Genomic DNA, 11,371 nt, shown 5'->3' with positions numbered 1-11,371 from the left:
TAAGGAAGAGGCTTGATGGTTTCGCCGGGATATCGGCAAGGCATGTATTTATCTCGAGCTTGCCAAAGAAGGCGTGCCGGCGAGGCTCGGCGATATTCATCCCGACCGCTCCAAAGACCGCCCCTTTGCCATTACTCTTGCTATAAGGGCCGCTTCTCGGGCCGGGGAGCAGGGCCGATGGAGATCTGGACGGAACTCGACAGCGTGGTGACGGCGGATGGCGACCAGATCGCCTTGCGCCGGCGCGGCGGTCTGTTTGACATCCGTTTCAACGGCTGGGAGCTGATGTCGAACCATGATCCCCGCTCGGAGATCGCATTGGCTCGAACCGTCTGCCAGTGTCTGGGCGAGGAGGAACCGCGCATCCTGATCGGCGGCCTCGGCATGGGCTACACGCTGAGGGCGACGCTCGACGCCGTCGGCCCTCGGGCGCGCATCCTGGTCTGCGAACTCCTGCCCGAGGTCGTCGCCTGGAATCGGGGCGTCCTTGCCCCGCTCGCCGAGCATCCGCTGGCGGACGGCCGCGTGATCGTGCACACCGGTAGCGTCGCCGATATCATTGCCGCTAAGCCGGGCGGTTTCGATGCCATCCTGCTCGATACCGACAACGGCCCCGATTATGTGGTGCACGAGCCGAACCACGCGCTCTATTCAGGCGAGGGAATTGCCCGCATTGTTCGGGCCCTCGCACCGGGCGGTATCGCCGGCCTGTGGTCGGCCACCCAGTCGGCGGCTTTCGAAGCCAATCTGGTGGCCTCGGCATGGCCCTGGCGGCGCGAGCGGGTATCGCTTGGGGAACCGGGGCAGGAACCGTTTCACGTGGTATATGTGATCGGCGCGCCTGCCGGATGAGAAATGCACGAGCCCCAGGGCCGAACATGCTGCCTCTCTCTTCCGGCTTTCTTAACCATGCCGACCCATCATGGCGGGATTGGAGGCACGCGATTGTATCGTACCCGTCTAAGCAAATTCCTCCTGATCGTGCCCATGGGCACGATCAGGAGGAATTTGCAAAATATCGAACATTTGCAGAGTTTTCAGGCGCGACGCATCCGTGGACCGCGCCAGAAAACTGTGCTTGGTCGACGACCTGCTGCGCCGCTTTTCCCGCATGGCGGCTTTGCCACAACCAAGCCTCGCTTTTACCATGATGGACTGCCATTTATAATGGATCGAGTTTGTGATTCAGCTCCGTCGCCCGGGCGCATGGCAAATGTCACCAACCACTCTTTGATCGAGCGAGGCGCGGAAACGGCATGAAGCGTATTGGGCTATCCCTGGCCGCTATCGCCGCTGCGCTTGTTGCACTGGTGTTGACCGTGCCTTGGCTGACGCCGGAAAGCGTGTTGCGTGACACGTTCACCCGCGAAATCGTCGCCCTGACCGGCCGCACGCCCATTATCGAGGGGCAGGTGCATCTGGCCTGGGCGCCGCTGCCAACGCTGATGATCGAGAAGGTGACCATTCCCGGGCAGGAGGGCTTGTCCGGGCATGAGGGCCTGCCGCCATTGCTGGTGGCCGACAAGATGCAGGGCACGCTCCGCCTGGCGCCGCTGGTGATCGGACGCATCGAGATATCAAGCCTGATGCTCAAGCGCGCCAGCATTGGCCTTACCGCGGGCAAGGGTGGCGCGCGCTCTTGGGAATTCAAGGAAGGTGTGCTGGCCGAGGCGGCTGCCGGGCACTTCGACAAGCCGATGCCGGTCAAGACCATCCGGCTCGTGGACGGCACCATTCGTTATAACGACAATGCCTCGGGCCGGGCGACCTCCGTTTCGGTCGGCGATGTTACTTTCGCCTGGGCGGGCCGCAGTGACGCGATGTCGGCGGCCGGCATCATCAATTGGCGTGACCGTGAGACCGAGATCGCCGTGGCGCTTGCCGATCCCGCCAGCTTGATTGCCGGCGGCAAGTCGGATCTGCGGGCACGCATCAAGGGTGACACGCTCAACCTTGCCGCCAGCGGCATGCTGGACGGGGAGGGGCGGCTTGACGGCAAGGTCTCGGCCAGCGGCGCTTCACTGCGTGACACGCTGCGCTGGCTCGGATTTGCCTTGCCCGCCGGACACAGCCTTGCCGCTTATGACCTGCAGTCGCCGCTGTCGCTCGACCGCAGCGCCATTTCCCTCAACGAGGTGCAACTCTCGCTCGACGGCAATGAAGCCGAAGGCTCGCTCACCGTCGAATTCGGCAGGGAGCGCCCGAAGGTCAGCGGCACGCTTGCCGCCGATACGCTCGATCTGAGTGCCTATTCCAACGAACTCCAGCTCGCGGACGGTCGGCCACGCAAATGGCGTGCCGATCATATCAGCATCAACAGTCTGCTGGTCAGTGATCTCGATCTGCGCATCTCCGCCGGCGAGACAACCATCGACAAGGTCCATCTCGGCCGTGCTGCGGCCACCGTCTCCACCCGCAACGGCCAGCTCGAACTTGCCCTCAGCGAGGCTGTCGCCTATGGCGGCACGCTCAAGGGCAATATCGCGCTCAAGCCCGCTGACAAAATGACCGTACTCGCCGCGACTGCCAGCTTCGAAGGCATCGACATGGGCAGTGCGCTCGGCGATCTCTTCGCCTTTCGGCGTCTGGAAGGAACCGGCACGGGAACGATGGCGGTGAACGGCACCGGCACTTCCATCGCCGAGCTGTCGCGCTCGCTGCAGGGACAGGCCAATATCAGCGTCTCCGGAGGCTCTTTAGTCGGCATCGATCTCGCCAGCCTGATGCAGAAGATCGAGCGGCGGCCGCTCTCTGCCCGTTTTGAATCTTCCTATGGCGGCCGCACCACCTTCGACCTTGCCAAGGCCAGCTTCAAAATCGCCGACGGCATGGCCAAGACCGCCGACTGCCGCATGGAGAACGGCTCCCTTTCAGTTTCGCTGACGGGGGATGCCAATATCGCCCTGCGCAGCCTCGACATGGCTGGCGTGGCCAATTGGAGCGACGCCGATGCCGCCAATCCCTTCCGACTGCCTTTCCGCGTCTATGGGGGCTGGGAGGTGCCGGTGGTCGAGCCCGATACCGAGGCGCTGATCCGCCGTTCGGGTGCCGCCGCTCCTCTGCTGCGCAGCTTCATCCGGCCGGGCCGTGACGTCACGCAGGACACCGGCAAGAATCCACCTGCCTCGGCGGCGCAGTAGGAGACGTTTCAGCGCCCCGATTCGCTGGCTTGCGAGCGTTCCAATACGGCAAAGAAGATCACCGTGAGGACGAGCACGATCACCAGCAGCACGAAGGCCGCTGCCGCACCTTCATTGAGCGACAGGCCGAGAAAAGCCCGGCGATAGGCGAAGAAGCTCAGCACCTCGGTGGCGTTGCCGGGCCCGCCCTTGGTGAGCACATAGGGCAGGTCATAGGTGCGGAATTCGTTGATGAGCTGGATGATGATGGTGATGGCCGCCACCGGCCGCAGCATTGGCAGGGTGATGTAGAAGAATTGCTGCCAGGCCCTGGCACCGTCGACCTCAGCCGCCTCGTAGGGGTCGCGCGGCAGGGCGGCAAGGCCCGCGGCCAGGATCAGCACCACGAAGGACATCTGCTGCCAGATGTCGATGGCCGCCATTGTCCACAGCGCCATGCCCGGCGTGCCCAGCCAGTCGAGCCGGGGCAGGCCGAAGCTTTCCATCAGATGATTGGCGATGCCGAGATTGGGCTGTAGCAGCATGCGCCAGATCAGCGCCACCGAGATGGGCGACATCGCCATCGGGATGGTGAGGATGGCAAAATAGACCGGCTTCATGTGTACGGTGCGGTTGAGCATCAGGGCGATGCCGAGCCCGATCACGAATTCGCCGATCACCGTGATGGCCGAATAGCGTACCGTGAGCCAGAGAGCGTTCCAGAACAGCGGGTCGGCCAGCATCGATGCGAAGTTCTTGAAGCCGACCAGCGGCATCAGGCTGGGTTTGATCAGCGTCATCGACGAGATCGACAGGATACAGGCATAAACGAGCGGAAAGCCCATCACGATAGCGAGCAGCAAGAGGCCGGGCAGGGCGAAAGCCCATCCGATCCGCCATTCCCGGCTGCGTCCGGCCAATCCCATCGCGCTCATCTGTTACACCACTGGGGCGTTTTCCAAAAAAGTTGATAGACTTTTCGATCAAGAAAACGCGTCAAAACAAGGATTTAGAGAAAAGATGCAATTTAGAGAATCGCACTTTGCTCAGGTCTGTAGAACCGGCGCGGCCGAAGGACCGCGCCGGAAGAAGGTCACTTGTCGAGCAGTTGCTGCAAGCCGTCCGAGGCCGCCTTCAGGGCCGCTTCGGATGTCGCCTGGCCGCCGGCCGCAAGCGAGAGCTGCGTGCCGAGCACGTCCTCGTACTGGGCCGAATAGGTGAAGATCGGGAAGGACTTGCCGCTCGCCACCACGGATTCGGCCGTCTGGTAGAAGGGGTATTTCTTCAGCACTTCGGCGTCCTTGTAGACATCGCTGCGCACCGGCGCGTGGCCCTGCAGGGCCCGCTTCACCGAGACCTCCTTGCTCTGCACCCACTGGATGAAGGTCCAGGCCGCTTCCTGCTCTTCCGGTGTGGTGTTCTTGGGAATGCCCCAGCCCCAGCCGCCGCTCTCGCCATGGCCGCCGGGCATCACCGCAAGGCCGACCTTGCCGGCCACCGTCGGGCATTTGGCGGCATCGTCCATCTGCGGCAGCATCCACCAATAGGTCACCATGCTGAAGGCCGAGCCTGAACACATCAGGCGCATGGTGTCGTCGAGCGTGGCCGAGATCGCGCCTTGCTGGGCTCCGTTCTGGATGTTGTCGACATAGAGGTCGAGTGCCTTCTTGGCCTCCGGCGTGTTCAAATTGGCCTTGCCGCCAGCGTCGCGATAGACCCCGCCCGCCGAGAACAGATAGTTGGAGAATTCCATGCTGTTCGGATCGCCGCGCTGGCCCTGCATCGCCGCACCTGCGACCTTGGCATTGGCCTTCATGAATTTGGAGATCGCCACATAGTCTTCCAGCGTGGCGGGCAGAGCGAGCTCCTTGCCCGTGGCGGTCTTATAGGCCGCCTTCAGCTTCTCGTCGGCGATGAGGTCCTTGCGATAGAGCAGGCCCATCGAATAATTGTACATCGGTATGAGATGGAGCTTGTCCTGGCTGCCGCCGAGCAACTCGATGGTGGAAGGGATGAAGGCCCCGAGGTCGTATTTGCTCTTTTCTGCCAGAGGCTTGAGGTCGACCAGCCAGTTGGCGGCAGGGAATTCGCCGGCCCAGAGGAAGTCGACCTCCAGCAGATTGTAGTAGCTCTGCGGCCCGGTGAGCTGGGCCACCAGCTTGTCGTGCATGTCGGGATAGCCGATCTTCTCGAACTCGACCTTGATGCCGGTCTTCTTTTCGAATTCCGGCAGCAATGCCTCGATGATCTTGGTCTCCGGTACGTCCTCCATCAGGGCGCGCAGAGTAACGGTCTCGGCGGCGGCCGACGACAGCGACGCCCCCAGCAGCATCGCCGCGCCGGCAGCCGCCAGCAGGGTCGTCTTCAGGCGATTTTCGCTCCAGATCATGGCTCTATCCCTCTCTCCGTAATGTGCGGCTTTGTCGCCGCTCTCCATATTGCTGGCTTATTTGACGCTGCCGAAGGTCAGTCCCTGGACGATGAAGCGCTGGATGAAACGCGAGGCGATCACCAGGGGCAGGATGGCGAGGATGACGCCGGCCGAGACCTTGGCGATCTGCACGCCGTTGGAGGTCTGCAGCGCGGCGAGTGCCACCGGTATCGTCGCCGTGGTCGGCCCGCTCAGCACCAGGGCGAACAGGAACTCGTTCCAGGCCAGGATGAAGCCGAGCACGCCGGCGGCGGCGATGCCGGGCAGCGACACCGGCAGCACGATGCGCCAGAACGCACCCCAGGCGGTGGCACCGTCGGTCATGGCGGCCCATTCGAGGTCGATCGGGACGCCCTCGAAGAAACCCATCAGGATCCAGGTCAGGAAGGGCAGGTTGAGGGCGGCGTAGACGATGATCAGCCCGGTCAGCGAATTGGAGAGTTCCAGGCTGCGGAAGAGGGTGAAGGTCGGCAGTACCAGCGCCACCGGCGGCAGCATCTGGGTGGCCAGCACGATGAAGCGTGCCCAGCGCCCGCCGGTGCGGAAGCGGGCGAAGGCATAGCCGGTGGTCGCCGCGAAGGGCAGGGCAACCAGCACCGAACCGAGTGCCACGATGAGGCTGTTGAGATAGGAACCGCCGAAACGGCTGGAGATCAGCGTCGCATAGTTCTCGGTGGTGAAGGCCGGCATCAACTCGTTGCTATAGGAGAGCTGCTCGGGCAGGAAGCTGGTCCTGAGCACCCAGAGTGGCGGCAGCAGGATGAGGGCGCAGACGAGGACAAGGCCGAAATGCAAGCCGAAACGTCGGCGGAAGGGAACGGTCTGGCTGTCGCTACGCATCGTCATCACATCCCTCCCGTCAGCGCCGGCCTGGCGATCACCTGTTCGGTTTCGGGGTCGAACAGGTGCATGGGCAGCGCATCGACATAGAGTTCCACCGTCGATCCGATCGGGGCGGTGAAATTGCGCCCGAGCCGCGCCGCGATCTCCAGCGGTCTGTCACTGGTCTCCTGCTCGCCGGCGATCTGTCCGATCAGGATGTTCTCGGCGCCGAGGGCTTCGATGGCGACCACACGGATCGGCATCTTCTGCCAGTCAGGGTGCTGCTGGGTTTCGTAGAAATCCTCGGCCCGGATGCCGAGGATGACGCGGCGACCGGCCTGGCCACCATAGGCTCCGTGGTGGCGGGCCGGCACGCTCAGCCTCGCGCCCGCGTCGGTCACCACCCCAAGGCCCTCCGCTGGCGCACTCTCCAGCCTGGCCGGGATCAGGTTCATCGGCGGGGTCGCCAGGAAGCGGGCGACGAAGGTGTTGGCTGGGTTGGCGTAGACCTCGAGCGGTCGCCCGGCCTGGACCAACTGGCCTTCGCGCATGATGCAGATGCGGTCTCCCATCGTCATCGCCTCGACCTGGTCATGCGTGACATGCACGATGGTGCGGCCGAGGCGGCGATGGAGCTTGATGAGCTCGAGCCTCATCTCGGCCCGAAGCTGGGCGTCGAGGTTGGAAAGCGGTTCGTCGAGCAGGAAGGCGGCGGGTTCGCGCACGATGGCGCGGCCGAGGGCGACGCGCTGGCGCTGGCCGCCCGAAAGCGCCGCCGGCTTGCGGCCAAGCAGGTTCTGCAGGCCGAGCAAGTGAGCGGCGTCGGCGATCTTGGCCTCGATGGTGGTGGCGTCGACGCCGCGCATTTTCAAGCCGAATGCCATGTTCTGGCGCACGCTCATATGCGGATAGAGGGCGTAGCTCTGGAACACCACCGCGATGTTGCGGTCGCGTGGGGCGACATGGGTCATGCTCTTGCCGCCGATGCGCAGATCGCCGGAAGAAATGCCTTCGAGCCCGGCGATCATGCGCAGCGTCGTCGACTTGCCGCAGCCGGAGGGGCCGAGGAAGATGACGAACTCGCCGTCCGGTATGGTCAGGTCGACGTTGCGTACGCCATAGGCGCCATTGGCGTAGAGTTTGGAAACATGATCGAGTTCGATGGACGCCATGGTGCCTTCCCAAGCAAAGCGCGTTTAACTGAAAACGCCTTTTTGCTCTAACTCCCTGTTTTGACGCGTCTTTGCGAGTCTCGGCGGTTTCGCCAGATCACAAGACGCTGCGGCGACGTTCAAGAGGGGCGGGCGTCGAGACACAGGAAAGAACAGAATCAAACATGTAAAGCAACGATTCCGACTACCAATGTTCCATTCCCTGGTACAATTTTGCTCCTCATTTCTTTGATGTTGCTCCCTTTTTCTGACGGGGAACACCCAAAAACTGAGGTACGCGGCGGTTATTCACCTAGTCTGATGTCGTATTCGTCATCAGAGGCGAGCCCCGACTCCACGATTGATGAGGCATGCTATTCAACAAAATATAACATCGCAAGAGCGATTATGTTAGAAAATGTTAGAATCTGTCTCGGCGCGTGAATCTGCAGTGAAGCGATGGTGGTTCAGCCATTGCCACGTTGGCACATGCCCGTAAATGACAAGGCCCCCGCCCCGTGGAGGGGCGAGGGCCTGAAGCTTCGGGCTGCTGGTGGTTGGGCCGGATCAGCCGGCTGCGGCCAACCTCTCGGCGCGTTCGCGCTCCTTCTCCGCACGGCTGGTATAGATGGCGGCGGCCACCACCCCGAGGGCGACCACGGCCAGCATCAGCGTGCAGGCGGCATTGATCTCCGGCGTCACGCCGAGGCGCACGGACGAATAGATGCGCATCGGCAGCGTGTTCCAGCCCGGGCCGGAAGTGAAGCTGGCGAGCACGAGATCGTCGAGCGACAAGGTGAAGGCCAGCATCCAGCCCGAGATCACGGCCGGCGCGATGATCGGCAGCGTGATCAGGAAGAAGGCTTTGAAGGGATGGCAGCCCAGATCCAGGGCCGCCTCTTCGATGGAGCGGTCGAAGCTGAGCAGGCGCGACTGCACCACCACGGTCACGAAGCACATGGTGAGTGTGACATGGGCCAGGGTGATGGTCCAAAAGCCGCGGTCGATGCCCAGCGAGATGAAGAACAACAGCAATGACAGGCCGATGATGATCTCGGGCATCACCAGCGGCGCATAGACCATGGCCGAAAAAGTCATGCGGCCGCGGAAGCGTCCCATGCGCACCAGAACCACGGCGGCGAGCGTGCCGAGTATGGTGGCGATGGTGGCTGATACGGCGGCCACGATCAGCGTGATCTTGGCGGCGTTCATGAAGGCTTCGTCGTGGAAGAGTTCGACGTACCAGCGCGTCGACCAGCCGCCCCAGACCGTCACCAGCTTGGAGTCGTTGAACGAATAGATCACCAGGATCACGATCGGCAGGTAGAGGAAGGCCAGGCCGAGGGCGACCGAGGTCATGCTGAACCAGGAGGAACCCTTTCTCATCGGTCGGTCTCCAGCGCCTTGGCTTGGCTGTGCTGATAATAGGTGATCGGCACGACCAGGATAATCAACAGGATCACGGCGACGGCGGAGGCCGCCGGCCAGTCGCGGTTGGAGAAGAACAGGTCCCACATCTGCTTGCCGATCATCAGAGTGGAAGATCCGCCGAGCAGATCCGGGATGACGAATTCGCCGACCGCCGGAATGAAGCAGAGCATGCAGCCGGCGATCACGCCGGGCAGGGAGAGCGGGAAGGTCACCAGCCAGAAGGCTTTGATCGGCTTGCAGCCGAGATCGGCCGCCGCTTCCAGGAGAGTGTCATCCATTTTCTCCAGGGTCGAATAGAGCGGCAGGATCATGAAGGGCAGGTAGGAATAGACGATGCCGATGAAAATCGCCCAATTGGTGTTGAGGATCTGCAGGGGCTGGTCGATGATGCCGAGCTTGATCAGCGCCAGGTTGAGCAGGCCCTCCGGCTTGAGAATGCCGATCCAGGCATAGACGCGGATCAGGAACGAGGTCCAGAACGGCAGGATCACCAGCATCAGCAGGGTTGGACGCACGCTCTTGGGGGCACGCGCCATGCCATAGGCGATGGGATAGCCGACGATCAGCAGCAGGATCGTCGAGACCAAGGCGATCATCACGCTGGACAGGTAGGCTTTCAGATAGAGCGTATCGCCGTCCTCGCCCCAGATGTTGAACATCGTCCAGTAATTGTCGAGGTTCAGCTCGGAGATGAAGCCCGTAATGCTCTGCCAGGTGCCGTCGAAATTGAAGACCGGTGTATAGGGCGGCTGTCCCAGCGCCGTCTCGCTCAGCGAGATCTTCAGCACCATCAGGAAGGGCAGGGCGAAGAAGATCGTCAACCACAGATAGGGAATGGCGATCACCCCAGTGCGTCCGGAGAAGAAGCCCTTTCGGGTCTTGTCGGTCATCCCGCCGCCCTCCTATTTGGTCAGGACGACGCCGGCATCCGGCGCAAAGCTGACATGAACCTTGTCTTCCCAGGTGATCGGGCGCTCGACGAAGCGGCTCATATTGGCCTGCGACACCCGGATGCGCTGGCCGGTGCCGGCGATATCGACGAGATAATTGGTCCAGTCGCCGAGATAGCCGATGTCGAAGACCTCTCCCGCCAGCCAATTGCCCGGTGTGGTGGGCGCATCGAGCGAGATGCGCATCTTTTCGGGGCGGATGGCCAGGAAGACGTTCTGGCCGACGGAGCAGCTTTCGGCGCTGTCGACACTGAAGGCCTGGCTGCTCGGCGAAGTAATGGTGAGGGAACTGCCGTTCTGGGCGGAAATCTTGCCTTCGAGGATGTTGATGTTGCCGATGAAGTCGGCGACATAGCGTGAATTGGGCTGCTCGTAGATTTCGCCGGGCGGCGCCACTTGCACCAGCTTGCCATGGTCCATGACCGCGATGCGGTCGGACATCGTCATCGCCTCTTCCTGGTCGTGCGTGACGATGACGAAGGTGATGCCGAGCTCGACCTGGATGTCCATCAGCTCGAACTGGGTTTCCTCGCGCAATTTCTTGTCGAGGGCGCCCAGTGGCTCGTCGAGCAGCAGCACCTTGGGCTGTTTGGCGACGGCACGGGCAAGGGCGACACGCTGGCGCTGGCCGCCGGAGAGCTGGTGCGGCTTGCGGCTGGCGAATTTCTCCAGCTTGACCAGCTTCAGCATCTGCCCGACGCGCGTGTCGATCTCGGCCTTGGGCATCTTGTCCATCTTCAGGCCGAAGGCGATATTGTCGGCCACGCTCATATGCGGGAACAACGCGTAGGACTGGAACATCATGTTGACCGGGCGTTCATAGGGCGGGACGCCGGCCAGATCCTTGCCCGCCAGGGTGATGCGTCCGCCCGTCGGCTGTTCGAAGCCGGCCAGCATGCGCATCAAGGTGGTCTTGCCGCAGCCAGAGGGGCCGAGCAGGGAGAAGAATTCACGTTGATGGATGTCCAGCGAAACGTCGTTCACCGCCACGAAATCGCCAAAACGCTTGGTGACGTTCTCGAAGCGAATGAGGGGAACGGCGGTTGGATCGGACCAGGGTTGGAATTTCCGGCGAACGCCCCCGATCGCCTTCTGCGACTTCACGGGCGCCGTAGCGCCATCCCCGCCTGTATCACGCATGGTATCCCATCTGTTTGTGGTGATTGGTTCCAGCCTAGACCGGGAAGTCGGCGGTGGTCTACAGGGGAAATGCGATTCAACGCAAAAATGTGATCACATTTTTTGTGATCACATTTTTTGGCCAACCCATTTGACTTTTGGACGCGGCTAAAGGCAGTGTGCGCCAGCGTCGGTCCACCGATGCCTCTTTTGCGCGTCTTCCCCGATGCGCGGCGCGTGCGCCTCCGCCCTCCTAAACCAAGGGCCCGAACCGGAGGTTAGTCGCGTGATGGCCCCTCGTGGGCTGTCAAACAGGTCGCCGGCGCTTGTTTCGGGTCGCCGCTCCGC

10 protein-coding genes are annotated in these 11,371 nt (G+C 62.4%); 3 read left to right on the top strand and 7 right to left on the bottom strand.

What is annotated here, in order from left to right; translation table 11 throughout:
* Positions 1-177: 177 nt before the first annotated feature.
* The 3 genes from ACR9ZN_RS17705 to ACR9ZN_RS17695 all read left to right on the top strand — a co-directional run bounded on the left by ACR9ZN_RS17705 (position 178) and on the right by ACR9ZN_RS17695 (position 3,140).
* Positions 178-852 carry a polyamine aminopropyltransferase gene (locus tag ACR9ZN_RS17705; protein WP_434957776.1) on the top strand — a complete coding sequence of 225 codons (675 nt, stop codon included), beginning with the start codon at positions 178-180 and terminating at the stop codon, positions 850-852.
* 93 nt (positions 853-945) lie between these two features.
* Positions 946-1,260, top strand: a complete 315-nt coding sequence (locus ACR9ZN_RS17700; RefSeq protein WP_434957775.1) for a hypothetical protein — start codon at positions 946-948, stop codon at positions 1,258-1,260.
* The gene (locus ACR9ZN_RS17695) at positions 1,257-3,140 is read left to right on the top strand and encodes an AsmA family protein (RefSeq protein WP_481272795.1); all 1,884 of its coding nucleotides are present in this window, start codon (positions 1,257-1,259) and stop codon (positions 3,138-3,140) included. The genes ACR9ZN_RS17700 and ACR9ZN_RS17695 overlap by 4 nt, the downstream gene beginning before the upstream one ends.
* 8 nt (positions 3,141-3,148) lie before the next feature.
* On the opposite strand, the gene ACR9ZN_RS17690 is transcribed toward ACR9ZN_RS17695, so the two are convergent.
* From ACR9ZN_RS17690 to ACR9ZN_RS17660, 7 genes are all read right to left on the bottom strand, one after another.
* The gene (locus tag ACR9ZN_RS17690) at positions 3,149-4,054 is read right to left on the bottom strand and encodes a carbohydrate ABC transporter permease (RefSeq protein WP_434957773.1); all 906 of its coding nucleotides are present in this window, start codon (positions 4,052-4,054) and stop codon (positions 3,149-3,151) included.
* Positions 4,055-4,212: 158 nt separating this feature from the next.
* Entirely contained in the window at positions 4,213-5,508 is a 1,296-nt protein-coding gene (locus tag ACR9ZN_RS17685) for an extracellular solute-binding protein (protein ID WP_454815441.1), read from the bottom strand.
* Between the two features lie 57 nt (positions 5,509-5,565).
* Positions 5,566-6,396, bottom strand: a complete 831-nt coding sequence (locus ACR9ZN_RS17680) for a carbohydrate ABC transporter permease (RefSeq protein WP_481272794.1) — start codon at positions 6,394-6,396, stop codon at positions 5,566-5,568.
* Positions 6,396-7,544 carry an ABC transporter ATP-binding protein gene (locus tag ACR9ZN_RS17675; RefSeq protein WP_481272793.1) on the bottom strand — a complete coding sequence of 383 codons (1,149 nt, stop codon included), beginning with the start codon at positions 7,542-7,544 and terminating at the stop codon, positions 6,396-6,398. Before ACR9ZN_RS17675 ends, ACR9ZN_RS17680 begins: the two co-directional genes overlap by 1 nt.
* A gap of 546 nt (positions 7,545-8,090) precedes the next feature.
* The gene (locus ACR9ZN_RS17670; RefSeq protein WP_434957769.1) at positions 8,091-8,909 is read right to left on the bottom strand and encodes an ABC transporter permease subunit; all 819 of its coding nucleotides are present in this window, start codon (positions 8,907-8,909) and stop codon (positions 8,091-8,093) included.
* Positions 8,906-9,844, bottom strand: a complete 939-nt coding sequence (locus ACR9ZN_RS17665) for an ABC transporter permease subunit (RefSeq protein ID WP_454815437.1) — start codon at positions 9,842-9,844, stop codon at positions 8,906-8,908. Before ACR9ZN_RS17665 ends, ACR9ZN_RS17670 begins: the two co-directional genes overlap by 4 nt.
* A 12-nt stretch (positions 9,845-9,856) precedes the next feature.
* Positions 9,857-11,044, bottom strand: coding sequence for an ABC transporter ATP-binding protein (locus ACR9ZN_RS17660; RefSeq protein ID WP_441770342.1), 1,188 nt, complete (start codon positions 11,042-11,044; stop codon positions 9,857-9,859).
* Positions 11,045-11,371 lie beyond the last annotated feature (327 nt).

The sequence above is a fragment of the Labrys sp. HAY1-8F genome (genome assembly GCF_056754975.1).
The sequence above is the reverse complement of the archived record's forward strand: the minus strand, read 5'-3'. Positions and strand labels throughout refer to the sequence as shown.

Coding starts and splice junctions, on each gene's coding strand:
- ACR9ZN_RS17705 (WP_434957776.1), top strand. CDS start 178: ATGGAGATCTGGACGGAACTCGACAGCGTGGTGACGGCGGATGGCGAC.
- ACR9ZN_RS17695 (WP_481272795.1), top strand. CDS start 1,257: ATGAAGCGTATTGGGCTATCCCTGGCCGCTATCGCCGCTGCGCTTGTT.
- ACR9ZN_RS17690 (WP_434957773.1), bottom strand. CDS start 4,054: ATGAGCGCGATGGGATTGGCCGGACGCAGCCGGGAATGGCGGATCGGA.
- ACR9ZN_RS17685 (WP_454815441.1), bottom strand. CDS start 5,508: ATGATCTGGAGCGAAAATCGCCTGAAGACGACCCTGCTGGCGGCTGCC.
- ACR9ZN_RS17680 (WP_481272794.1), bottom strand. CDS start 6,396: ATGACGATGCGTAGCGACAGCCAGACCGTTCCCTTCCGCCGACGTTTC.
- ACR9ZN_RS17675 (WP_481272793.1), bottom strand. CDS start 7,544: ATGGCGTCCATCGAACTCGATCATGTTTCCAAACTCTACGCCAATGGC.
- ACR9ZN_RS17670 (WP_434957769.1), bottom strand. CDS start 8,909: ATGAGAAAGGGTTCCTCCTGGTTCAGCATGACCTCGGTCGCCCTCGGC.
- ACR9ZN_RS17665 (WP_454815437.1), bottom strand. CDS start 9,844: ATGACCGACAAGACCCGAAAGGGCTTCTTCTCCGGACGCACTGGGGTG.
- ACR9ZN_RS17660 (WP_441770342.1), bottom strand. CDS start 11,044: ATGCGTGATACAGGCGGGGATGGCGCTACGGCGCCCGTGAAGTCGCAG.